This is a genomic window from Polaribacter sp. Hel1_33_96 (assembly GCF_002846595.1).
In the GTDB taxonomy this organism is placed as follows: Bacteria; Bacteroidota; Bacteroidia; order Flavobacteriales; family Flavobacteriaceae; genus Polaribacter.
Genome location: NZ_PJMV01000001.1, coordinates 189501 through 214260 on the forward strand (window position 1 = coordinate 189501; position 24760 = coordinate 214260).

Annotated in this window: 19 protein-coding genes; 16 read left to right on the forward strand and 3 right to left on the reverse strand. The window is 29.0% G+C overall.

Translation table 11 applies throughout. The annotated features are described in order from the left end of the window. The first annotated feature begins 25 nt into the window (after nt 1-25). The 4 genes from ATE90_RS00920 (at nt 26) to ATE90_RS00935 (ending at nt 4744) form a co-directional block, all read left to right on the forward strand. Complete coding sequence (locus ATE90_RS00920; protein WP_036782796.1) at nt 26-3220, forward strand: efflux RND transporter permease subunit; 3195 nt, start codon at nt 26-28, stop codon at nt 3218-3220. Beyond that, the gene (locus ATE90_RS00925; protein ID WP_036782798.1) at nt 3220-3525 is read left to right on the forward strand and encodes a hypothetical protein; all 306 of its coding nucleotides are present in this window, start codon (nt 3220-3222) and stop codon (nt 3523-3525) included. Before ATE90_RS00920 ends, ATE90_RS00925 begins: the two co-directional genes overlap by 1 nt. A gap of 18 nt (nt 3526-3543) precedes the next feature. Then, nucleotides 3544-3729: a YgaP family membrane protein gene (locus ATE90_RS00930; protein WP_036782802.1), complete on the forward strand. Its 186-nt coding sequence runs from the start codon at nt 3544-3546 to the stop codon at nt 3727-3729. A 169-nt stretch (nt 3730-3898) separates the two neighbouring features. Further along, a complete protein-coding gene (locus tag ATE90_RS00935) occupies nt 3899-4744 on the forward strand; it encodes a universal stress protein (protein ID WP_101450610.1) in 846 nt (281 codons plus the stop codon). A 489-nt stretch (nt 4745-5233) separates the two neighbouring features. Here the strand turns inward: ATE90_RS00935 and ATE90_RS00940 are convergent, their stop codons facing one another. The 3 genes from ATE90_RS00940 to ATE90_RS00950 form a co-directional block, all read right to left on the reverse strand. Beyond that, nucleotides 5234-8683: a hypothetical protein gene (locus tag ATE90_RS00940; RefSeq protein WP_101450612.1), complete on the reverse strand. Its 3450-nt coding sequence runs from the start codon at nt 8681-8683 to the stop codon at nt 5234-5236. A 136-nt stretch (nt 8684-8819) separates the two neighbouring features. Beyond that, nucleotides 8820-9560: an SGNH/GDSL hydrolase family protein gene (locus ATE90_RS00945; protein ID WP_101450614.1), complete on the reverse strand. Its 741-nt coding sequence runs from the start codon at nt 9558-9560 to the stop codon at nt 8820-8822. Nucleotides 9561-9580: 20 nt separating this feature from the next. Beyond that, a complete protein-coding gene (locus ATE90_RS00950; protein WP_101450616.1) occupies nt 9581-10759 on the reverse strand; it encodes an acyl-CoA dehydrogenase family protein in 1179 nt (392 codons plus the stop codon). A gap of 203 nt (nt 10760-10962) precedes the next feature. On the opposite strand from ATE90_RS00950, the gene rnpA reads away from it, so the two are divergent. From rnpA to ATE90_RS01010, 12 genes are all read left to right on the forward strand, one after another. Beyond that, nucleotides 10963-11355, forward strand: coding sequence for a ribonuclease P protein component (gene rnpA / locus ATE90_RS00955; RefSeq protein WP_036782821.1), 393 nt, complete (start codon nt 10963-10965; stop codon nt 11353-11355). After that, the gene (locus ATE90_RS00960; RefSeq protein WP_036782824.1) at nt 11342-12976 is read left to right on the forward strand and encodes a S41 family peptidase; all 1635 of its coding nucleotides are present in this window, start codon (nt 11342-11344) and stop codon (nt 12974-12976) included. The genes rnpA and ATE90_RS00960 overlap by 14 nt, the downstream gene beginning before the upstream one ends. A gap of 27 nt (nt 12977-13003) precedes the next feature. Next, nucleotides 13004-14683, forward strand: coding sequence for a DUF6909 family protein (locus ATE90_RS00965; RefSeq protein WP_036782827.1), 1680 nt, complete (start codon nt 13004-13006; stop codon nt 14681-14683). Nucleotides 14684-14718: 35 nt separating this feature from the next. Continuing rightward, a complete protein-coding gene (locus tag ATE90_RS00970) occupies nt 14719-15756 on the forward strand; it encodes a hypothetical protein (protein WP_036782830.1) in 1038 nt (345 codons plus the stop codon). Between the two features lie 232 nt (nt 15757-15988). Further along, the gene (gene rfbC / locus ATE90_RS13805) at nt 15989-16939 is read left to right on the forward strand and encodes a dTDP-4-dehydrorhamnose 3,5-epimerase (RefSeq protein ID WP_180335162.1); all 951 of its coding nucleotides are present in this window, start codon (nt 15989-15991) and stop codon (nt 16937-16939) included. A gap of 46 nt (nt 16940-16985) precedes the next feature. Next, a complete protein-coding gene (locus ATE90_RS00980; protein ID WP_235317761.1) occupies nt 16986-18095 on the forward strand; it encodes a CDP-glycerol glycerophosphotransferase family protein in 1110 nt (369 codons plus the stop codon). Further along, complete coding sequence (locus ATE90_RS00985; protein ID WP_081958128.1) at nt 18092-19345, forward strand: oligosaccharide flippase family protein; 1254 nt, start codon at nt 18092-18094, stop codon at nt 19343-19345. Before ATE90_RS00980 ends, ATE90_RS00985 begins: the two co-directional genes overlap by 4 nt. Nucleotides 19346-19833: 488 nt before the next feature. Beyond that, the gene (locus ATE90_RS00990; RefSeq protein ID WP_441339152.1) at nt 19834-20754 is read left to right on the forward strand and encodes a hypothetical protein; all 921 of its coding nucleotides are present in this window, start codon (nt 19834-19836) and stop codon (nt 20752-20754) included. A gap of 599 nt (nt 20755-21353) precedes the next feature. Further along, nucleotides 21354-21974, forward strand: coding sequence for an O-antigen ligase family protein (locus tag ATE90_RS13505; RefSeq protein ID WP_218971876.1), 621 nt, complete (start codon nt 21354-21356; stop codon nt 21972-21974). Then, on the forward strand, nt 21971-23062 hold the full coding sequence (locus tag ATE90_RS01000; protein ID WP_036782840.1) for a glycosyltransferase family 4 protein: 1092 nt from the start codon (nt 21971-21973) through the stop codon (nt 23060-23062). Before ATE90_RS13505 ends, ATE90_RS01000 begins: the two co-directional genes overlap by 4 nt. Next, nucleotides 23040-23591, forward strand: a complete 552-nt coding sequence (locus tag ATE90_RS01005; RefSeq protein ID WP_101450620.1) for a putative colanic acid biosynthesis acetyltransferase — start codon at nt 23040-23042, stop codon at nt 23589-23591. Before ATE90_RS01000 ends, ATE90_RS01005 begins: the two co-directional genes overlap by 23 nt. Continuing rightward, nucleotides 23584-24750 carry a glycosyltransferase family 4 protein gene (locus ATE90_RS01010; protein ID WP_101450622.1) on the forward strand — a complete coding sequence of 389 codons (1167 nt, stop codon included), beginning with the start codon at nt 23584-23586 and terminating at the stop codon, nt 24748-24750. The genes ATE90_RS01005 and ATE90_RS01010 overlap by 8 nt, the downstream gene beginning before the upstream one ends. Nucleotides 24751-24760: the final 10 nt, after the last annotated feature.

A 24760-nucleotide genomic window follows, 5' to 3' on the forward strand; every position in this document is an offset into this window, starting at 1 on the left:
TTAAAACGCCCAAAATATGCATATTATGAAAGAAGGTTTAGCTGGAAAAATTGCAAAAGTCTTTATTGGTTCAAAACTGACAGTGCTTCTAATGATTGTCTTTATGGTTGTTGGTGTGTATAGTTCGTTTTTAATTCCTAGAGAAGAAGAACCACAAATTGATGTGCCAATGGCGGATATTTTTGTTGGTTATCCTGGTGCGAGTCCGACAGAAGTAGAAACAAGAGTTGTAAAGCCTTTAGAAAAATTAATTTCTAATATTAAAGGTGTAGAATATGTGTATTCTACTTCAATGAATGAAAAAGCAATGGTGATTGTGCAGTTTTATGTGGGCGAAGATATTGAGCGCTCATTTGTGAAATTATACAATGAAATTAATAAGCACATGGATCAAATGCCAGAAGGTGTTACGTTTCCATTGGTTAAGACCCGTGCTATTGATGATGTGCCAATGCTAGGGTTAACACTATGGAGCGAAAGTTATAGTGATTATCAATTAAGTCAAATGGCCCAAGAATTAGAAACGGAGATTAAAAAAGTAAATGATGTTTCTATCACACATAAAATTGGGGGAAGAAATCGGCAATTAAGAGTTGTTTTAGATAAAGATAAATTGGCATCAAGCGGATTAGATTTTTTATCAGTTTCACAAATGATAAAAGCCAGTAACACACAATTAAGATCAGGTAGTTTTGATACAAATGATACTGAATTTTTAGTCAATACCGGAAAGTTTCTGTCATCTGTTGCAGATGTAGAAAATTTAGTTGTGGGCGTTCAACAGAATCAACCTATTTATTTAAAACAGATTGCAACAATTATTGATGGTCCAGAAGTGCCACAAAACTATGTGTCTATAGGTTTTGGACAAGCGAGTGATAAATCTCAAACATACAAATCTGAATATCCAGCAGTAACTATCTCTATTGCAAAAAGAAAAGGCGCAGATGCAATGAAGATTGCAGAAGTAGTACTAGATAGAGTGCATCATTTAAGAAAAACTTTAATTCCGGATGATGTACAAATAGAAATCACCAGAAATTATGGCGAAACAGCTTCTCATAAAGTATCAGAATTGTTATTACACCTGATAGGTTCTATTTTTGCTGTTACTTTGGTTGTAATGCTAGCCATGGGCTGGCGCGGTGGATTGGTCGTGTTTTTATCAGTCCCAATTACGTTTGCTTTAACGCTGTTGAGTTATTACATGTTAGATTATACATTAAATAGAATTACGCTTTTTGCATTGGTATTTGTTACTGGTATTGTAGTTGATGATTCAATTATTATTGCCGAAAATATGCATAGGCATTTTAAGATGAAACGATTGCCTTTTAAGCAAGCTGCTTTATATGCAATTAACGAAGTTGGAAACCCAACAATTCTAGCTACGTTTACTGTAATAGCCTCTGTTTTACCAATGGCTTTTGTTTCTGGTTTAATGGGGCCTTATATGGCGCCAATGCCAATTGGAGCATCAATAGCAATGATTTTATCATTATTTGTAGCCTTAACAATTACACCTTATTTAGGGTATATTTTTTTGAGAGAAAAAGATAAAAAAGGAGGAGTAGAGAAAGTACAAAAACCATTAGAAGAAACTTTTATTTATAAGGTTTATAATAAATTTGAAAGACCTCTATTAGAGAGTAAGGCAAAACGTTGGTTATTTTTAGGAGGAACTTTTGTCTTGTTAATGGGAACAACGGTCTTATTTTTTACAAAATCTGTTGCTGTAAAAATGTTACCTTTTGATAATAAAAACGAATTTCAGATTGTAATAGATATGCCGGAAGGTACAACGTTAGAAAGAACTGGAGTTGTTACCCAAGAAATTGCTCAATATTTATCTACAAGGCCAGAAGTGGTGAATTACCAAAATTATATTGGTACTTCTGCACCAATCACCTTTAATGGTCTAGTGCGTCATTACGATTTACGTGGAGGAAGTAATATGGCAGATATTCAAGTGAACTTGGTTGATAAAGGTGAACGAGATATTCAAAGTCATGGAATTGCAAAATTATTAAGACCAGAAATTCAGAAAATAGCCTTTAAATATAGTGCAAATGTAAAGTTGGTTGAAGTTCCTCCTGGGCCACCGGTAATGTCAACGATAGTTGCTGAAATTTATGGACCTGATTACAATGAGCAAATGAACATTGCAAATAGTATTCAGGATATATTAAAAAACACAGCGGATGTAGTCGATGTAGATTGGATGGTCGAAGCGAATCAAAAAGAATATCAATTTGAAATAAATAAAGAAAAGGCAATGTTGTATGGAGTTGCTCCTCAGCAAATTGCGTACACAATGCATAGGGCATTATCTAATAGCCCAATTACTAATTTATATGATGAAAATGCTGTAAATCAAGTTGGTTTGGTTTTGAGTCTAGATGAAAAAGAAAAATCAACAATTTCTGATATTTCTCAATTGAAAGTGAAATCTGAACAAGGAAACATGATTCCTGTTGCAGATTTAGTTGAAATTAAAGAAACGATTGCTGCGAAAAGTATTTATCGTAAAAATCAAAAACGTGTTGTTTATGTAATGGCGGATATGGCTGGAGAGTTAGAAAGTCCTGCTTATGCCATTATAGGAATGGAGGAAAAGCTGAGTAAAATAAAATTGCAAGAAGGATACACGTTAAATGAAATGTATTTGGGGCAGCCAGATTTTGAAAATAATTATACTGTAAAATGGGATGGAGAATGGCAGATTACATTAGAAGTTTTTAGAGACTTAGGAATCGCTTTTTTAGGAGCTATTATCTTAATTTATATTTTAATTGTTGGGTGGTTTCAAAACTTTAAAGCTCCGATAGTTATGATGGTTGCCATACCGTTATCACTTATAGGAATTATTTTAGGACACTGGATTATGGGAGCATTTTTTACAGCAACATCATTTATTGGAATGATTGCTTTGGCCGGAATTATGGTAAGAAATTCGGTGTTATTGATTGATTTTATCAACTTAAGATTAACAGATGGAGTTCCTTTAAAACAAGCTGCAATTGAAGCAGGAGCAGTGAGAACTACCCCAATTTTATTAACAGCAGGAACTGTGGTCATAGGAGCATTTGTAATCTTATTTGATCCAATTTTTCAAGGATTAGCAATCTCTTTAATGGGAGGAACAATTGTTTCAACTGTTTTGACTTTGTTGGTTGTACCACTAGTATATTATATGATTGAACGTAAAAACTATAAATAATGAAATTAGTATTAGTTACCGCGGTTGAAGAATTTCAAAAGGATGTTTTAAAAATTTTCACAAAAGCAAATATTAAAAATTTTAGTAGTGCAGATATTGCTGGGTATAAAAATGCACCCTCATTATTAATGGGTTCTAATTGGTTTTCAGCAGGAAAAAGTGGGAATGAGTCAATTATGTTTTTTTCTTTTACTAATAAAGATAAAATTGATGATTTATTCAAAATCATTCAAGAATTCAATAATCATGTGGAAACAAATAATCCAATAAAAGCGATTATTGTTCCCGTAGAAAAATTTATATAAACTTAAAAATAAATAAAAATGTTAAATAAATATTTTAGAGCTATCGTAGGAGTAATGGTCTTGTTAAGTGCAGTGCTTACAGTGTATGTTAATCAAAATTGGATTTGGTTAACTGTTTTTATAGGAGTAAATATCTTGCAATCTGCATATACTAAATGGTGTTTATTGGAAACAATTTTAATGAAATTAGGAGTAAAAAAATGATGTTTTAGAGGCTAAAAGAGAGCACTAGTAAATTCTAAAAAAAAATATTTTTATACAAGGTTCATTTGTTTATGCTATAAATACAATGTGTAATAAGTTGATATTTATCATTTTACAGGTTGTTTTAGAGTCTTAAATTTGAGCTATTAATGTATTAAAATCACATAAGATGAAAAGAATATTATATGCTACAGATTATTCAGAAAACGCAATACCTGCCTTAAAATATGCCTTTAATTTAAGTGAAAAATTAAATGCAAGTTTGTTTGTAATTCATGTTTTCGATTATCCAACAGTTTTTAGCAAAGAGCTTGCAGAACCTTATCAAAATCTTGAAGAAAAATCGTACAAAACACATTACCAGAAATTAGTTGATTTTTGCACAAAAAATTACGAAGGTGACATAGATAAATTAGATCTAAGTTTTGATGCAATTGAAGATAAATCTATCGTAAAAGGAATTATAAAAAAAGCAAATAACCTAAGTGCAGATTTGATAATTACTGGCACTAAAAGTGAAAAAGTATTAAAAGAATTACTTTTAGGCAATACCGCAAAACAACTTATTGAAAAAGCACCATGCCCTATATTGACAATTCCAAAAGAACAAAATTCGCTTGAGATTGATACGATAGTTTATGCTTCAGATTTTGAAGAAAATGATATAAGTGCAATTTATGATTTAGTTAAAATAGCAAAACCATTTAATGCTACTATGAAAATTGTTCATATTTCATTAAAAGAAGATGATGTGTACAGAAATAAAATGGTTTGGTTTAGGAAACTATTAAATGAAAAAGTTACATATGATAAAATTGATACAGAAATAATCTATTCTGAAGATGTTTTTGAGGCACTAAAATCTTATTTAAATGAAAAAAATGCAGACATGGTTTCGATGTTAGAAAGAAGCTCAAAAGGAATAATGAAAATGCTCTTCCACACAGATTTAGTTAAAAAAATGGAAACACTAGGTAATGTTCCATTAATGAGTTTTAATGAAGATCAATTATAATAATGTTACTTAAAAACTATAAAAATAAAAAAAATGGAAAGAAGGATATATAGAATATTAATTGTTATTTCACTATTGCTAGGGTTTTATCTTTTTACAATAAAAGATTCTCATTCTGTACTTTTTTTAACACTAACTTTAGGTTTAATTTTTTTTCTTTTTAGCGGAGGTATTCATGGATTGTTGGCGCATTCAATAAATCCAAAATTAAAGAGGTATACTATTGCATACCCCCTGATAATGGGCTTATTTTGGGTTTTTTTATTAATGATAGCAGTCTTTTTTGTATTGCCTATATTTTGCCCGGACTTTCTCTATAAGTTGTAAGTATATTTTCGTAATTCGTCTTTTTAAATGTAGTTCGTTCGTGCTTTTTTTAGGTTGTTTGCTGCTAAAAAAGAAGTACTTCGATAAGTGCATAAAAAAAGGGCATCAACTATACGAGATGCCCTAATATATTCCCAGAAGCGGCTTCTTAATTATTAAATACTAAACTTTTTTATATAGAGGATCTGCTCCAATTGTTCCTGTTAAAGTTTCTAAATAAGTTTCAGATCTTACTGTCTCAAATAATTGTGTTACTTTTTCTAAACGATTCATTATGTCCATCTCAGAAACTAAAAGTTGGTTGTTTGGATTCGCTAGGAAATCTTCTAAGTATTTTATTTGATTTCCATAAAAAACAATGTCTCTTTGTTGTTTTATTTTTAATCTTGCTTTATACCAATCACTGTTTACAACATAATCTCTATCGAAATATTTACGTAATTCTAAATCACTAATATCTTTTCCTTCATAGTTTCCATACGCCATTATGTGCAGTAGAATTTTTAAGGGAGGAATGGCAGCGGCAATACTTCCATCTTCAAAATAGTTTAATGCAACTTTCTGCTGAGCCTCAGTTATGTTTTTAATTCCATCTGCATAATCTTCTAATCCTTGCATTTCAGGTTGTAACATTCTGTCACTAAAGACAGCAGTAGGTTCGTCAAAAATTCGATTCATACATCTGTAAGAGAAAGTTTTAGTAATTCTATAACCTAACCTACTTGCTAGGATGGTTTCTCCTTCATATTCAAAATCCTCAATTTTTTCTAAAGAACCATTTGCAATTAAAGCTTTGGGATCTCTATCGATTGGTTCTAATCTTGCCCAAATTTCAGGAATTAATAAACTGACATCATGATCAATTTTATTTTCTGAACCTACATAACCTGCAGCAGTGCTAAATCCGTTAGATTCTGTTAAGATATGCGATAACAAAGCATTGTTTAAATCGGTTGTTGGAGTAAGCATATTAAAAGGTGCTTTTGTTAAAGCTCCTTCAGAACCTGCACCTGTTGTTGATGGCGACTTACCTGTTAAACTACAAATGAAATCCATAAATAATTCTGGAGCTTCTTGATAGTGGATAGGATTGTAAACTGCTAAAGGTCTTATACCAGCAGCTTTGTCTACAGGGTTATTTCTTCTTCCTGGTAAAACTGCGTTTACGGTATGATTTACGGGTTCATCTAAGTTGATTTTTCTCACCAAACGAACTCCAATATCAGCTAAATAAGTTTCTTCAGTTTCTAAAATGTTTAAACTTGGTTCTAAATAGCGAGGATTTTTTGTGGGTTCTCCTTGTACAATTCTAGTATGGGAAGGAACAACGAAATACTGTTCTTTTTTATTACCCTTAACAATACTTTCTACAAAATCTTTGACAGGTTGTGTATATTTATCAAAATTGATAGTGTCTTCATATAAAGCAATAGCATCTGCTTTTTTTAGCAACTCATAATTTGTTAAGAAACGGCCATCAGCAACTAAATCTTTTTCTGCATGTTTGTCATAACCTCGCACTATAGCTTCATCTGGTCTTTGAAATAAATGAGCTTCACAATTGGTTAATAATTTTAAACTTTTATTTGTGAATTCTGGATTTAAATTTGATAATTGTTCTCTAGGCAAAGTAATAGATGCCGTAATATCATCTTCTGTTTGAATTTTTTCAGAAGGAGAAAAGTCTGAGCGCAATTTATTTAACATCCAATTTCCTTTTTCATTGAAGCCAACACGAACATAACTACCAACAACAGGTGTGTTGTTGTGCAATAAACCAGTACCTTTTTGTCCATTAATAATTTCGACAGACATATAGTCTTTCCAATTTAACTCGCCATGCGCTTGTCTGTATAAACGTTTTACAAATAAAACTAAAGAGCGAATATGAACAGGAATACCTTTTAAGAATTCATTAAATTCATTTGAATTTTCTTCAGAAGGAATTAATAATTTAACGGCAGAACTTAGCGTTCTTTTTTCGCTTAAAAAGGTTCTAGATTTCGGTCTTTCTGGATCTTTTATTTTCCAACGAGTTGAATAGTCAAACTCTATAATTTCATCTGCTTTTTTGAAGTCGTCCTCAATATTTTGAATGTTGAAATTACTATAGGTAATTGCATTTTGCATCGATTTAGAAATCTCAGATTTTCCACCACCAGAAACGGTGCAGGGTTTATGGCAGAAAACTCCTTCGGCGAACGTATCTACAATTCTCCATAAATCTACAGACTCATGTTTGTCTAATCTAAATTTATTTCCGGTTGGGTGAACATATATCTTATAAGGAGACAATGTAAGTTTTTGCTCTCTACTGTTGTGCATCCAAGTAATACTATTTGTATTGATGTTTACATAAGAAAACTCAGGAATATAGATGATGTTTGGGTATTTTTTATCCACAGCGTAGTTTTCTGGCTTAACTTCAATGGTATCTCCTAGAAGTTGTTTTACACCTTCAAAAGTATGTTCGAAATTATGAAACTCAGAATAGTCTCTACCATCTAAAGTATCTCCCATAACTCTTCTTGCAAATGCAATTGCACCTCCAGCGTGTTCTTCTTCTACTAAGCCAAATAAGTTAGCGGAGTAGCTAATTTGAGTTTTAATTTCTTTTTTAGAATAGCCATAGTAGTTGTCTGCAATTAAGGTAATTACAACACCTCTGTCATCCCTGCAGGTAATTTTAAAAGCACCACCTTCGTTATAAATTTCATTTTCATCTTTCCAACACATACCCTCTTTTTTCTGACGATCAGTAGCATCATTAAAATGAGGTAAGCCAACATCTTTCTTTTTTAATTCTTTTAATTGGGGTGCTAAAATAATACACCCAGTGTGGCCTGTCCAATGCTCCGTGTCCAATGCAGCGTCATTTTGAGCTAAATTAGGATCTCCTGCATTCCCGAAAATAGATTCTACAAAATCTAAATTACTTACCAAATTTCCTGGGACAAAAAATCGAACTTCTAAAGATTTTTTTGTGATGACACCTTTTACCTCTGGACAAACTATAGGTCTTAATAGCATTGAAGCCATTACTCTAGCTTGCTCTTTTTGACTTGATGTAAATGGTAATGTTTTTAAATCTTCCGATGGATTAAAAGCGGCATTCAAAAAATGGGCAAATACTACTTTTGGCACTTCTTTTTTATCTAAAGGAACGGGTAAATTTCCCTCAACAATATGAAAAGTGCCTTTTGTGGTTCTTTTATCATGTAAAGGATTATTTAAAATTCCTTGTTTTATTCTGCTAGAAGTAACTAAATCACTTTTAAAAGAATCTCCATCTGGTGGTAAACTTACCTCTCTGGCTTGTCCTTTTTTTGATAAAATTAAGGTGTTATTTGGTAAAATAATTGGTTTGTCAATAGATACATCTTTTAAATAGTCATCTATAAACTGTTGTATTCTTTTATCTACAGGAGAATGATGATTAGATAATAATCTCGATTTTTCTTGTAAACTTTTTATAAGCCCGCTCGTTAATGCTTCAAATTTAGGATCTAAAAAGGTATCAGAACTATCTGTTTTATCTTTAAATGTTGGTTGGCCTAATGAAGCTAATTGTAAGTTAATAAACTGAACAATGTCTTTTCTAGTTTCTTGCATGGTGTTTCACTTGATATTATTAGTATAATTTCTAGAGCAAAACTAAAACAAGAATTATTTGTAAAAACTGTTAAATATCATGTTTCAAGTATATTTTAACGAATACGATTGAGTGGAATAAGACTAAATAAAAGATTTATTTTAAGTTTAGTTTTTCTAAAACTATCGGAACAAGTCTTTCCACAAATTGTGCATAGGCCTCTTTAGAAGGATGGAGACCATCACTTGCAACTAATGCAGGATTTGTTAATCCTTGTTCAGTAATATCAGTAATATTTAAAAAAGTAATATTATTTTGAATGCAGTATGATTGAGTAAAATCATTATATTTTTTAATTTCAGCTGAAATTGTTGAATTTCCATTTCCAAAAGGAGTAAAAGCATAATCTGGAATTGATAAAACGACTAATTTTTTAGAATCTCCTCCAACAGATTGAATAGCTATTTTTACCAATTCAGGAAATTCTTCTTCAAAAATTGAAAAAGCTTTATTTTGATATTGATTATTAACTCCAATTAATAACGTTACAAAATTATAATTTGAAGTTAGATTTTCTGAGTTGATGGCACTAATTAAATTAGAAGTTGTCCATCCTGTTCTGGCAATTATCTTTAAAGGGAAAGAACTTTTATTGTCTACCCTGATTAAAAGAGAGTCTACCAATTGTGCTGGAAATCTACATTTTGCACAGACATTTTGTCCTATAGTATAACTATCTCCTAAGGAAAGTATTTTAAAAGTTCCGTGTTGAGAAACATTTTCATCCTTTATAATTATATCCTCTTCAATTTCTAGTATTTCGTCCTTAGAGCTACTGCAAGAAAAAACCATCAGAAAAAAAACACTGAGGATACTACTATAGAACAGTTTCTTCATCTTCTGTAATGTGATTTTAATTATTTAAAAGCATTTAAACCAGTGACATCTAAACCTGTAATTAATAAATGGATATCATGAGTTCCTTCATATGTAATAACACTTTCTAAATTCATCATATGACGCATAATAGAATATTCACCTGTAATTCCCATTCCGCCTAACATTTGTCTTGCTTCTCTGGCAATTTTTATCGCCATATCAACATTATTTCTTTTCGCCATAGAAATTTGAGCAGAAGTAGATTTTCCTTCATTTTTTAAAGTGCCTAACCTCCAAGCTAATAATTGCGCTTTGGTGATTTCTGTAATCATTTCAGCTAATTTCTTTTGCTGCAGTTGAAATTGACCAATTGGTTTACCAAATTGCTCACGTTGTTTACAATAGCGTAAAGCAGTATCATAACAATCCATGGCAGCACCAATTGCCCCCCAAGCAATTCCATAACGCGCAGAGTCTAAGCATCCTAAAGGACCTCCAAGTCCAGATTTGTTTGGCAATAGGTTTTCTTTTGGCACTTTTACGTTATCAAAAATAAGCTCACCAGTTGATGATGCTCGTAAAGACCATTTATTATGAGTTTCAGGAGTAGAAAAACCTTCCATTCCGCGCTCTACAATTAAACCATGAATTCTACCTTCTTCATTTTTTGCCCAAACAACAGCAATTTGTGCAAAAGGTGCATTTGAAATCCACATTTTTGCGCCATTTAAAAGATAATGATCTCCCATATCTTTAAATTTTGTTTCCATTCCTGACGGATTAGAGCCGTGATTAGGTTCTGTTAAACCAAAACAGCCCATCCATTCACCCGAAGCTAATTTTGGTAAATATTTTTTACGTTGTTCTTCATTCCCATAAGCATAAATAGGATACATTACTAATGAAGATTGTACAGAGGCAGTAGAACGAACACCAGAATCCCCACGTTCAATTTCTTGCATAATTAACCCGTAAGAAATTTGATCTAAACCTGCACCGCCATATTCTTCAGGAATATAAGGTCCGAAGGCACCAATTTCTGCCAAACCACCAATAATTTGAGTTGGAAACTCTGCTCTTTGAGCGTATTCTTCAATAATTGGAGAGACATCACGTTTTACCCAATCACGAGCTGCTTCACGAATCAATTTGTGTTCCTCGGTCAGTAAATCGTCTAAATTATAATAATCTGGTGCTTGAAATAAATCAGGTTTCATATAGTTTGTCTTAAATGTATGGTTTGTTAAAACTAGAATTTTTATAAATGTCTAATTTCCAACAAATTTATCAAATATTGTTTAATTTTATAATATTTTTAGTTAAAAATGAACATGTAAATATTTAAATAAAAATACATAATTTTTGAAGTTCATGTTGCCAAACCTTTAAAAAGTTATTGATTTCGTTTAAGTTTGTAATGATGAAGTTTACTTTAGGAAAAAAAGAACGATTAAAAAGTAGAAAATTGATAGAAAGACTGTACAAAGAAGGCAAGTCTGTAAAAGCTTTTCCATTAAGGATGGTGTATTTACAAATAGACCATACGTCAAGTTTTCCTGCGCAAGTTGGTGTTTCTGTTGCCAAAAGAAATTTTAAAAAGGCTCCTGATAGAAATCGTTTAAAAAGATTGATGCGTGAAACTTATCGTTTGCAAAAAGAAATTGTGTACAATCATGTTGAGAAACCGCATGTTTTTATGATTTCGTATATTGGGAAAGAAGAAAAAGCTTACGAAGAAATTTTTTCTAAAATGGATAAATTATTGAATTTATTTGTGGAGGAAGTAAAAAATAATTCACATGAAAAACTTTAAATTAAAAAAGAATACGATTTTATTTTTATTAGTTGGAACGCTTTTTTTAACGTTTTCATTTAAATCAAAATTCTTTGAAGTTGCAAAACAGATAGAAATCTACAATACACTATTTAAGGAGTTAAATATGTATTATATTGACGAAATAAATCCTGCAGAATTTACTAATAAAGCCATAAAAAACACTTTAAAAGATTTAGATCCTTATACAAATTTTTACAATGAACAAGATGTGGAAGACGCCAAAATGAGAAGAGTAGGTGAGTATTCTGGAATTGGTACTGCTGTTTATTATATAAAAAAAGGAATTCAACTAAAGGAGATTTACAAAGGGTTTTCTGCCGATAAAGCAGGCTTAAAAGCAGGAGATGTTATTATTTCTATTGATGGTCAGTCACTTAAAAACATGGAAAGAGAGCAACTTTCTATGTTGTTAAAAGGAGTTCCGGATAGTAAAGTATTTGTAGAAATTGAGCGTCAAGATAAAATTATTAAAAAAGAATTAATAAGAGAGAAAGTTGTTGTTAATCCTGTTCCTTTTTATAAAATGATAGATGATGAAATAGGTTATATTACCTTAACTCGCTTTAACAACAAAGCCTCGTCAGAAGTGAAAAAAGCATACAGATCCTTAAAGAAGGAGGGGATGAAAAGATTGGTGTTTGATTTAAGATATAACCCTGGAGGATCCCTTCTGGAAGCAATTAATATTTCAAACTTTTTTATTCCAAAAGGAAAAGTAATTGTTACCACAAAAGCCAAAATTAAAAAATGGAGTAATACGTATAAAGGAACAAATGAACCTTTAGATTTAAAAATTCCGATCGTAGTTTTGGTTAATGGACGTTCTGCATCGGCATCAGAAATAGTAAGTGGTTCTTTGCAAGATTATGATAGAGCTGTAATTATGGGAGAACGTTCTTTTGGAAAAGGTTTAGTACAACGGTACAGAACTTTAACGTATGGAAATCAATTAAAATTGACAATCTCTAAATATTACACCCCAAGTGGAAGATGTATTCAAGAATTAGATTACACCAATAGAAATGCTAAAACGGGCAAGGTTCCTAAGTTTTCTGATAACCAAATTAATGAATTTAAAACAGAAAATGGAAGAACCGTTTTTGATGGAGGAGGGGTAATGCCTGATGTAGAAATAAAAACATCTAAAAGAACTGATGTTACTAAGAAACTAATAAACTCTAAAGCAATTTTTAACTTTGCTGCTGATTATTATTATAAAAATCCAAAAATTGTAGCTGCTGAAAATTATAAATTTTCAAAGACAGATTTTAAGAGTTTTACTGCTTTTTTAGAAACGGATACAACTTTTGTAACAGAACAAGAGCGTTTGTTTAAGGCGGCATATATGCTTTCTGAAAATAGTAATATTTCCAGAGAATATGAAAAAATAAAGCAGAAATTAATAGTGGCTAAAATTAATGAAATAACTAAAAATCAAGATATTATTAAAGTATTATTAGAAGAAGAGGTTTTAGAAAAATACTATTATAAAGAAGGAGTTTATAGACATCATTTAAAAAATGATGAAAGCATTTCTGAAGCCGTTCAATTGCTTAAAAACGAAGATGTTTATAAAAATATTTTATCAGGGAAATAATTTTATATTTGCACCTCAAAATTTAATATGTCAAAAACCAAAAATATAGAGAGAACAAGAGCTCAAGAATCTACAAATGCCATAGAAAAATTATATATTTCTATGCGTCATTTATTTAGTAGAGGTTTTTATAAGCCAATGGGAATTTCAGGGGAAACTCTGCGTAAATCTTTATTGCTTTTACGACCAGAAATTTACGGTTCTATTGCAGAAGAAAGAACAGAATTAGATGGTTTAGTTTATGTTATAGAAAGACTTCCAGAAGGAATTGAAGAATGTCAATTTATTAATTTAACAGCAGACGAAGGTTATAAAAACTCTCATTTTGAAGCAATTATTCCGGCAAAAAGAAGAAGGAATTGTTACAGAATTGATAAAGATCAAATGAATATTGAGATTACGAGAGGAAGATCTGAAATCTATGATATTTTAACCCATTTAACTTTTTTATTCGTGGAATCTCATAAGATTCAAGAAAGGGTTTCTCTTAATGATGGAGAAGATTTCATTAGAGAATGGAAATATTTGGAAGATGTTGTTTTATATCATAAATCAATTTCAGAAAAAGAGAAAGAGGTTTTAATAGCCCATTTAGGAAGTATTTTAGGAAGGACTTATGACGAAGTTTCAGGACTTTATCAAGTATTTTCATCAGAAAATAATCCACTTAAATTTTTCAATCTAATTTATTGGTTAGGCAAGTTAGCCATAAATGAAGTTTTTGAAAATAAAAAACGGACAGTTACTTTTAGCTCAGTTTTAATTGAAGAAATTGGTCATCATATATACGGTGAAATTTGGGCTAATAATATAAAAAAGGTGCTGAAAGAAAATGTACTTCTACAAAGACCAATACATATTATTAGTGCGAATATGCATAGTGTTTTAAATGCAATTTATGCAAAAGGCGCTTTACCAGAAGAAGCAAAAAAGCATGAAGGATTTGAATTATATCAATTGCTAAGTAATGCAAATAGTAAACCTTTGCAGAAAAAAGTGAAAGATTATGCTTCACAGAACGGACTGATTTATGTAAAAGATTCATCTGGAACCAATATTAATGTACAAATAATTGATACGGATAAAATAAATTTTGATGTTTCACCGTTTAGAAAAGTAAATTCTATAGAAGAAAATGCTGTTATTATTGTAATGGACTATGCTTTTGGAGAACAAGCTTTTGAAACCATGGATGAGTTGCTAAAACCTTATGGTGATAAAAAGAATAAAATTCATTTAGATGTAAAGTCTGTTTCCATTATGGGAAAAGCAGGAATTTTAGAAGGAGGGAAAGGAGATGTTATGATACCCTCTGCCCATATTTTTGAAGGAACCGCAGACAATTACCCTTTTAAAAATGAGTTATCTAAAGAAGATTTAGAGGGTTTTGGAGTGCAAGTTTTTGATGGTTCTATGATTTCAGTTTTAGGAACATCATTACAAAATAAAGATTTGTTAAAGTTTTTTCATGATTCTACCTGGAATGTAATTGGTTTAGAAATGGAAGGAGCACATTATCAAAAAGCCATTCAATCTGCATCAAAAATTAGAGGGAATATTTCTGAAAATGTAAAAGTAAGATATGCCTATTATGCTTCAGACAACCCTTTAGAAACCGGAGCAACATTAGCTTCTGGAGGTTTAGGGATGACCGGTGTTACGCCTACATATGCCATCACTCAAAAAATATTAGAACAAATTTTTTAATAGTCAAAGACTAATTTTACAACAAAACGAAAACAATGTCAACAGATCAAAAGAACAACGAAGAAGAGGTAGATTTAGGATCTCTATTTGTCATTATAGGTAGAGGTTTTTCTAATTTTTTCAATTTTATTGGAAATATTTTTAAAGGGATTTTTCATGCCTTAATTGTAACTTTAGTCTTTTTAAAGCTACATATTGTAAAAATTGGAATTGCTGCAATCTTGGGAGGAGTTTTAGGAATCTATCTAGAAGTTAAAACACCTGAAAGATTTGGTTCAGACTTATTGGTAGAGCCTAATTTTAAAAGTGCAAGACAATTATATAACAATGTAAATTATTATAATGATTTAGTGAAGCAAAAAGATACTGCCAGTTTAGCACAAACTTTTAAGCTAGATAAAGAAACGGCTGCTTCTCTTAAGGAATTCACGATAGAACCAGTAAGAAAGGAGAATGACATTATAAATTCTTACAATGATTTTATATTAAAGGTAGATACTACCACAGTAAAAAGCTACACATTTGAGGAGTTTAAGGCCTCTTTTAAAGATCTAGATTATAAAATTCATCAAATTAATGTAATTGCCGAAAAAAATGATGTTTTTAAAAGTTTAGATGATGTAATTATTTCGTCAGTTGTAAAAAACAAATATTTTAATAGACTAAAATATTTAACAAACGAAAATCTAAACAGAACAGATTCTCTTTTAAGACAAAACCTAGGGCAAATAGACTCCTTAAGAAAAGTCTATATGCAAGTGATGATTGAAGAAGCCAAAAAGCAAAGTTCAGGAACCAATATTGATTTAGGAGGAACAAAAAGAACGACGAAAGAATTGGAATTATTTGAAACCAATAGAAAAATAAATGCTGATTTAGAAGGTGTAGTTATCGAGAGATCAGAAAAATATGAAGTAATTAATGTTATTTCAAACTTCCAACCGATAGGTTATCAAATAAAAGGAATCACAAAGAATTATGTTTTTTTATTAGCCGCTTTTGGAGCAATGCTTATGGTCTTATTTTTATTACTAAAGCAATTAAATACTTATTTAAATAATTATAAAAAATAAGAATCGAAAGATCTCTTCTTAGGGCAGGAGAATTATGTTGTATAAAGAGATTTTGGCATGTTTAATGTAAAGTGTTTTAATGTGAACAGGTGTTAGAAGGATTCAAGGTTCGAGCTAGGTTCTATAAAATAAGTTGCATATAGAAATAGTTTTGTTAGAAAAGAAGAGTTAAGGAAATTAGCATCGCCTTTATCAAAAAATTAGCTAAAGAAAAAAATTTGAGAAAGATATAATGGTAATTACAGAAACTAATTTAGAGGGGTGTTTTATAATTGAACCAGCAGTTTTTAATAATGAAAGGGGCATTTTTTTTGAAAGCTTTAATCAAAAAATATTTGAAGAAAAAACAGGGTTAAAAGTTAATTTTATACAAGATAATCAATCAATTTCTCAAAGAGGTGCATTACGGGGTTTACACATACAAAAAGGGGAGTTTGCTCAGTCAAAATTAGTGCGAGTTATTAAAGGTAGGGTTTTAGATGTTGCTGTTGATTTAAGGGAAGATTCTAAAACTTTTGGACACTATTTTTCAATAGAATTAACAAGTGAAAATAATAAACAACTATTTATCCCAAGAGGTTTCGCTCATGGTTTTTCAGTATTAGAAGATGATACTATTTTTGCTTATAAATGTGATAATTATTATCACAAGGAAGCAGAAAGTGGAATTGTGTATAATGATAAGGATTTAAATATTGATTGGAAATTAAATGAGCAAGACGTAGTTTTAGTAGAAAAGGATGCTAAGTTAAAATCATTTAAAGAGTTTTCTAAAAATATTGAAAAAACAACTAAAATAGTTTTAACATACGGAACTTTCGATCTATTACATTATGGTCATATAGAAATTCTTAAAAGGGCAAGTAAGTTAGGAGATAAGTTAATCGTAGGCTTATCCACAGATGAATTTAATAAAGTTAAAGGAAAAGAGTGCAAAATACAATATGCTAAAAGAAAAGAGTTTTTAGAGGCAATAGAATATATAGATTTAGTAATTCCAGAATCAAATTGGGAACAAAAAGTGGAGGATGTAATAAATACCAATGCAGATATTTTTGTTATGGGAGACGATTGGACTGGCAAATTTGATTTTTTAAAAAAATATTGTGAAGTAGTTTACTTGCCAAGAACAATAGATATTTCTACTACAAAACTAAAAAGTGCTTTCAATAAAAAAATGTAATAATTTGATTTTAAAATATTTAATAAAAACTTTGAGGCCATTTATTGTGCCGAAAAATAATTTTATTGTTTATCACAGTTTTCCCGATTTTTCAGATAATTGCTTTACCTTTTTTTGTTATGTTTTAGATAACCATAAAGAATATAAAAATATATGGTTGATTTCTAAAAGAGATAAAGAAAAGTACAGTAAGTTACTCGCAAATTATACCACTTCATCAAATTATTTAATTGTAGAAAAAAAATCTTTTTCAGGGGTTTATTATTTCTGTAAGTCAAAATATGTTTTTTTTACCCACGGACTTTTTAATGAAGTTAATTTGTCTAAAAAACAAATTAATATAAATTTATGGCATGGAATGCCATTAAAAAATATTGGGCATTTAGACAATAATAGTAGAGTGCCAAAATCTGACTTTGTTATTGCTACTTCTGCATTGTTTCAAAACATAATGAGTAAAGCCTTTTTAATTAAAAATGAAAATGTTTTAATTACAGGCCAACCGAGAAATGATTTAATTTTAACTAATAAATATAGCCTTCTAGATTTAGTTCAAAAAAAAAGTACTGACTTTGATAAAACAGTTTTATGGATGCCAACATATCGGAAATCTGTAATTGGAGACGTGAGAAAAGACGGTAACTTAGAGGAAATGAATGATTTTTTTGAAGAAAAATATTTAATTAAATTAAATGAATTCTTTTTATCAACTAAATCTATTTGCTTTATAAAATTACATCCAATGGATTATCTCGATGTAAATGATTTTAAGACATACACAAACTTGGTATTTTTAAATAATGCTAGTTTTGAAGAAAAAGGGATTTCTCTCTATTCTGTTTTACAAAACACAGATTTATTATTAACAGATTTTTCATCCATTTATATAGACTATCTTTTGTTAAATAAACCAATAGGTTTTTTAATTTCAGATTTTGATCAATACTCAAATTCAAGAGGATTTGTTTTCGAAGATCCAAAAGAGTTTATGCCAGGAGAAATTATTACTCATAAAAAAGAGTTAATACCTTTTTTACAAAATTTGTTATTTGCAAATCAAGATAATTTTGAAGAAGAAAGGGCAAAAACTAGAGATATTTTTCATGAACCTAAAAACAAGTTTTCTGAGAGGGTTTTTAACACTATTTTCAAATGATGAATATGTTTAAAGCCTTAAATTCTAACAATCAGATTATATTAAAAAATTTCTCTTATTTAACTTTAATGAAATTTTTTAATATTGGTGTTAAAATAGTTTTAGCAGCTTATTTAATTAGAATTCTAGGAAGTGAGAAATATGGGTTAATAACGTGGTTAGATTCCGTTATTCAGTATTTTATAATGATTGTAAACTTTGGGTTTAATATTTATGCCGCTAAATATATTGTTGAAAATAAAAATAAGTCAACAAAAATTAATGAAATAGTCTCATCAATTTTTATTATCAAAGGATGTTTATTCATTTTTTCTTTAATATGTGTTTTGTTTTTAGGAAGTTTTGAAACATTTTCTGCTTACAAAAGATTATTATTGTTATTAATGTTTTCTGGAATCGGTGAGGTTTTATTTCCTGTTTGGTTTTTTCAAGGAACAGAAAACCTTAAACCTGCGACCATTATTGTTTTTTTAACACGGTTATTTCTTCTTGTTGGTACAGTTATTTTTGTGAATTCTCAATATGATTTATTGTCTTACATTTTGTTGTTTGTATCATCATCTCTTTTAATGGGAGGTTTTGGTATATTCTATCTTTTTAAATATTACAACATAAGGATAGTACTGCTGCCAATTAGTAAGTTGATACACTATTTTAGAGAATCGTTACCCTTTTTTATTGGTCGGTTTTTATCGTTAGTATTTAATTTTGGGACTATTTTTTTTATAGGAAAATTCTGTCTTTTAGAACAAGTTACAGGTTTTGATACTGGCTTAAAAATTGTAATGTTAGGAGTAATTCCTTTTGAAATGCTTCAGCAAGCAGTTTTTCCTACAATTTCAAGAACTAAAAATAAAAAATTACTTAAAAATTTGGTTTATGTATCCTTTATAGTTGGAGTGTTTATAGGTTCAATAATTTTTTTAATGGCAGATTATTTTATGGTCTGGTTTGGTGGAGAAGAAATGCTTCAGTTTGCACCATCTTTAAAATTATTAGCTATTCTTTCTCCTTTTGTTTCACTAACTTTTATTTTAGGAACATGTTCTTTGGTGGCTTTTGGATTTTATAGAGAATATAATTTTTCATTAATATTTACTTCAATTGTTTACATGCTAATTTTAATAGTTTTATATTTCACTGGTAAAATAAATTTTTGGAATTTAATTTACTTAAGAGTTTTTGGAGATGTATTAATGGCACTAATAAGGTTATTTTATTCATTCAAAAGAAAAACAATTATTGCATAAAAAATAAAGGTAGTTTGAAGAATTTTGTTTTTATATTATTTTTTGTCTTTACAGGGATTCAATTCTTTTTAGTTGATATAAATATTATAGCATTAGCTTTTTTCTTTTTAAATTATTTGCTATTAATGGTAATAATGTATTATCATTTTTTCTTAGAGAAGGAATATTCACCATTCATATCTGCATATTTAATTTTTAGTTTACTTTTTTTTGTAATAGCACCCTTAGCTCAAATTTCTAAAATTGACACAGTTTTGCCAAGGTATTTAAATTACTTGCCTTACCATTGGAAACAGACAATATTTGCTAACCTTTGTATTTTAATTTTTAATGTAGTATTTTTTATTAGTTATGTTTTTTTTAAAAAGTATAACAATAAAGTAAAGCCCTATAAAATCAGAAAAAGATTGCCTTTTGATATTTTAGTTATTTTAGTAATATGTGTTTTAATATTAATTTTTAACATTGATTTTATTCAACAAAAATTGATGACTCCTAATTGGAAGCTACAATTGGACAAGGCTAAATCTATAAAGATAATTATTTCTAAAGTATTGTTTTCAATCCCATTAGCAGGGATTGCTATGTGTGTTATGTATTTTAAAAAGAAAAATAATAAACCAATAAATTGGGTTGTTATTCTAGGTTCTTTAATAATTTTTCTTCTATTGATTTTAATCTTTAAAAATCCATTTATGGAAAAGAGATCTGGGTTAGGGCCAATTTATTTTAGTTTATTATTCCTTTTTGTACCGAAACTTTTAAATAATAATATTAAAACTACTTTAATCTTATATTTAAGTTTAATTATTGCAATGCCTATTTTAGCAGTTTTTACCCATATAAACTCATCATTTATAGAGGTTTTGAAAAATCCAAAAATCATTACAGGATCATTAAATAAAGACGTCTTATTAAGTAATTTTAATACCTTACATTTTGATGCCTATGCTAATTTTTTAGCAACTATAGAAAACGTGTCTTTTCATGGGTTTAGTATGGGTGAACAATTATCGAGTGCTTTGTTCTTCTCTGTTCCACGATCTATCTGGCCATCTAAACCTTTAACATCGGGTCAATTTTTGGGAAACTATTTGATTGAAGAACATGGTTTTTATTTTAATAACATTTCAAACCCTTTTGTTTCTGAAGCTTACTTGAATTTTGGTGTAATTGGCATTGTAATTTTTGCCATTATTTTGGCTTATTTTTTAACAAGAGCTTTGCTTTTTTTAAAGTCAGATGATTACTTAAAAAAAGTGCTTGCATTTTTTATTGCGATACACATGATTTACTTTTTAAGAGGTGATTTTACAAATGGATTTTCTCAATTAATTCTTGTTTCATTTGGCATTTATGTAATTCCAAAATCAATAAAGTATTTTTATCAAGGGACTAAATTATGGTAAGATTTTTTAAAGAGCTTAAATTAAAAGAGGTGCTTAGACTTTTATTTTTAAATTTATTTCTCTTTCCTATTTATCCTGATAATATTAAGCCAAGTTTAATAGTATTGTTTTTTATTGCGTCAATAATTTTTGCTTACAAAAATAACTCAATACCAAGCTTGTCAGATTATAAACACAAGAGACTTTTAATATTAAATTCTTCATTGTTTTTAGTTCTTTTTGTAAGTTTGGTTTACAGTGATAACCTGAAATTTGGGTTGAATTATATTCTCAGATTATCTCCTTTAATTATTTTCCCCATCTCTTTTTTTTTATTGAGGTCACATAAAGTGTTATTCAGTCAAAATACGTTTAAAAAAGCAAAATCTTTTTTTTATTTCAGTACATTACTACTGTTTATTAACATTTTCATATTATTTTATTTTGAGGGTTTTGTTACAAAGAATTATTTTCTTAATTATAGTTATCGTATTATTTTTCAATTAGGAAAATATTCTATGCATCCAATATATGCCTCTTTAATAATTTCTATTTCGTTAATATTCTCGATTAGTCTAATTAAGATAAAAAAGTATAAATGGTTTATTTTATTCGGTAATATGCTACTTATTGGGAACCTTATTTTGCTATCAAGGAAAAGTGCAATATTAATTATGAGTGCGTTCTTTTTTAGTTATATCTTTTTTAATAAAAAAATTCAACTAAAAAGGAAAGTTATATTTATTCTATTATCTTTTATCATAGGACTCAGTATCGTTAAATTTACCCCAGATATTTCTAATAGGTTTAAAGATATCAATCATTTATTCGATGCTACAAAAATTTCATCAACTAACATCAGGTTCAATTTAACCAATTTAGCAATCAAAGCAATTAAAGAAAAACCAATTTTTGGATATGGTGTTGGTGATACTAAAGATGTTTTGTCTATTTTAGAGCAAAATAATTTCGTATTTAAAAATAAATATTATAATTCTCATAATCAGTTTTTAGGTTTAACAATTTCTACTGGTTTCTTTGGCCTTTTAATTTTCATGAATTTTTTAATTAGAAATCTGAAGAATTCATTTTTGGTTAGTTTTGAACAATTTTCAGTTTTATTGTTTTTTACGGTATTAATGTTAATTGAAAATATACTCGACAGACAAAATGGAGTCATATATTTTGCATTGATAATAAATTATTTTTCCTTTTACAATCAAATTGATACCGAAAAATGAAAAGAATTATACTAATAGGACCATTTCCAGATCCTTTAACAGGCGTTTCTTTAGCAAATAAAGTGGTTAAAGAAATTTTAGAGGAATCAGAAGGTTTTAAAGTTGATTTTATAAACACATCCTTTCCTGTTTTTCAGGATAAAGTTGGGAGTTTTTCATTAAAAAAATTATTCTTTTTTTTAAAAATAAATTTAAAAGCATTACGTTTATTTAAAAATGATATTGTGTATATTACACCTGGTCAGACTTTTTTTGGGATTGCTAAATACATGTTATTTATTTTACTTTCAACGCTTTTAAATAAAGAATTAATAATACATGTGCATGGTAATTTTCTAGGTAAACAATATGATGAATTAAAAGGATTTAAAAAGAAGTTTTTTTACTATTTAATATCAAAGTTTACTAAAGGAATCGTCTTGTCGGAATCTTTAAAAAATAATTTATCACCATTTTTAGACACATCTAAAATATTTATTGTAGAAAATTTTGCAGAAGATTTTCTTTTTAAAGATCTTAAGAAGGATATAAATAGGAACCTTCAAATTGTTTATTTAAGTAATTTAATGGAAGAAAAAGGGATCTTATATTTACTAGATGCTTTAGCAGTTTTGGAAGAGAGAAATATTATTTATAAAGCTAAAATAGCAGGAAATATAGATGAATCTCTTAAAGAAAAGATCGTGACTAAAATTAATAAATTAGAAAACACCTCTTATCTAGGGATTGTCTATAAGAAAGAAAAAAAAGAATTGTTAGAATGGAGTAATATCTTTGTTTTACCAACTTTTTACAAGATGGAGGGACAGCCAATATCTATTTTAGAAGCTTTGGCTACCAAAAATGTTGTAATTGCCACGAATCATGCAGGAATAAAAGATGTGATAACATCAAATGTTAATGGTTATCTGGTTAAACCTAAAAGCGTAGAAAGTATAGTAGAACCTCTCCTTTTTTTAAAGGAGAATAGGGATAAAATTAAAGAAATTGCTGAATTAAATTTTGAGTATTTTATAAATAATTTTACAGTTCAAAAGTTTAAAAATAAAATTATAAAAATAATAAATGCAAGTACAAGAGTTAAATAAATCTAAATTACCAAAAAATTTCAGAGGAAGAAATGCTTTTGTCGTTCAGTTATGGTGGATTGTTCAATCTGTTTTTTTTAAAAATTCGCTTCAGTTTATGTATGGTTTTAGACGTTTTTTATTACGTTTGTTTGGAGCTAAAATAGGCAAAAAGGTAATTATTAGGCCATCAGTTAAAGTAACATATCCCTGGAAATTAAGTATTGGTGACTATAGTTGGATTGGTGATAATGTGGATTTATATACACTTGGTAATATTGACATAGGAAAAAACGTAGTAGTATCGCAAAGATCATATCTTTGCACTGGTTCTCACGATTATTTACAAAATGATTTCCCTATTTTTGCAAAAAAAATAACTATTGAAAATGAATGCTGGTTGGCTACAGATGTTTTTGTAGCTCCCGGTATTACAATTGGAAAAGGAACAGTAGTTGGCTCCAGAAGTAGTGTTTATAACAATTTACCTGCTAATAAAGTTTGTATAGGTAACCCAGCTAAAGTGAAAAGAGATAGAAAAAGTGAATAGTAAAAAAAATATATTAATAATTTCTCCATTTTTTTTTCCGGAGCCCATATCTACCGGAAAATTCAATTCCGATCTTGCTGTTGCTTTAAGCGACGGAGGACATAATGTTACGATATTATGCTTTCATCCGATTTATCCAGATTGGAAGGTGTCAAAAAGTAGTGAAAAGTTAAAAAATATTACCATTGTTAGAGGTGGAAGCAACCTTAAATTTTCAAAGAAAACAATTTTAAGAAGACTTGTATTAGAAGTCGGCTTTGCCTTTTTTGTTCTAAGAAATTTAAGAAGGTATAATAAAAAAATAGACCTTGTTATTCCTGTTTTTCCGCCAAGTTTTGCGTTTTATACGATTTTACCATTTCTTAGTAAAACCTCCAAAAAAGTAGGGATGATTCATGATTTACAAGAAATTTATTCATCTAATAAAAAGGGTAAAATAAATCGTATTGTAAAATTTGTAATTCATAAAATTGAAAAAAGATGCTTTAATAGCTGTGATAAATTAATTCTCTTATCCAATGAAATGAAAGAAACAGCTTTGAATCTTTATGGGTTGGATAATAGAAAATTGGAGATTCAATATCCATTTCATACAATAAAAAATGAAATCACTAATAATTTAAGTGAAATATTAAAAGCAGACGATATAAACATTGTGTATTCTGGAGCTTTAGGTGAGAAACAAAATCCAATAGAACTATATAATTTTTTTAAATTTGCATCTAAAAAAATTGATAACGTAGTTTTTCACTTTTTTTCTCAAGGATCCGTTTTTGATGATTTAAAAAAAGAGAATAAGAACTCACAAATTAAATTTCATAATTTAGTTTTAAGAGAAAATTTAGAAGAATTATATAGTCGATGTGACTTACAAATTATACCTCAATTACCAAATACATCCAAAGGGTCTTTGCCATCAAAGTTACCTAACTTATTAGCTTCAGGATGCAAGACTTTAATCATTACAGATAAAGAGAGTGAAATAGAGTTATTGTTTAATTTACAAAATATTGGAACAGTAATAAATTCTTGGGATTTTACAATCATTTTAAAAACTATTCAAAGTATTTTATCTAAAGATATAGATGTTGTTTTTCAAAAAGATATAGCAAAAGAATTATTCACTATTGATAAAATGATTAATAAAATTTTAAATTAAAACAACCTAT

Excerpts from the sequence above, each read along its gene's own strand:
- ATE90_RS00920 (WP_036782796.1), top strand. The coding sequence starts at position 26 with ATGAAAGAAGGTTTAGCTGGAAAAATTGCAAAAGTCTTTATTGGTTCA.
- ATE90_RS00925 (WP_036782798.1), top strand. The coding sequence starts at position 3,220 with ATGAAATTAGTATTAGTTACCGCGGTTGAAGAATTTCAAAAGGATGTT.
- ATE90_RS00930 (WP_036782802.1), top strand. The coding sequence starts at position 3,544 with ATGTTAAATAAATATTTTAGAGCTATCGTAGGAGTAATGGTCTTGTTA.
- ATE90_RS00935 (WP_101450610.1), top strand. The coding sequence starts at position 3,899 with ATGAAAAGAATATTATATGCTACAGATTATTCAGAAAACGCAATACCT.
- ATE90_RS00940 (WP_101450612.1), bottom strand. The coding sequence starts at position 8,683 with ATGCAAGAAACTAGAAAAGACATTGTTCAGTTTATTAACTTACAATTA.
- ATE90_RS00945 (WP_101450614.1), bottom strand. The coding sequence starts at position 9,560 with ATGAAGAAACTGTTCTATAGTAGTATCCTCAGTGTTTTTTTTCTGATG.
- ATE90_RS00950 (WP_101450616.1), bottom strand. The coding sequence starts at position 10,759 with ATGAAACCTGATTTATTTCAAGCACCAGATTATTATAATTTAGACGAT.
- rnpA (WP_036782821.1), top strand. The coding sequence starts at position 10,963 with ATGAAGTTTACTTTAGGAAAAAAAGAACGATTAAAAAGTAGAAAATTG.
- ATE90_RS00960 (WP_036782824.1), top strand. The coding sequence starts at position 11,342 with ATGAAAAACTTTAAATTAAAAAAGAATACGATTTTATTTTTATTAGTT.
- ATE90_RS00965 (WP_036782827.1), top strand. The coding sequence starts at position 13,004 with ATGTCAAAAACCAAAAATATAGAGAGAACAAGAGCTCAAGAATCTACA.
- ATE90_RS00970 (WP_036782830.1), top strand. The coding sequence starts at position 14,719 with ATGTCAACAGATCAAAAGAACAACGAAGAAGAGGTAGATTTAGGATCT.
- rfbC (WP_180335162.1), top strand. The coding sequence starts at position 15,989 with ATGGTAATTACAGAAACTAATTTAGAGGGGTGTTTTATAATTGAACCA.
- ATE90_RS00985 (WP_081958128.1), top strand. The coding sequence starts at position 18,092 with ATGATGAATATGTTTAAAGCCTTAAATTCTAACAATCAGATTATATTA.
- ATE90_RS00990 (WP_441339152.1), top strand. The coding sequence starts at position 19,834 with ATGACTCCTAATTGGAAGCTACAATTGGACAAGGCTAAATCTATAAAG.
- ATE90_RS13505 (WP_218971876.1), top strand. The coding sequence starts at position 21,354 with ATGCTACTTATTGGGAACCTTATTTTGCTATCAAGGAAAAGTGCAATA.
- ATE90_RS01000 (WP_036782840.1), top strand. The coding sequence starts at position 21,971 with ATGAAAAGAATTATACTAATAGGACCATTTCCAGATCCTTTAACAGGC.
- ATE90_RS01005 (WP_101450620.1), top strand. The coding sequence starts at position 23,040 with ATGCAAGTACAAGAGTTAAATAAATCTAAATTACCAAAAAATTTCAGA.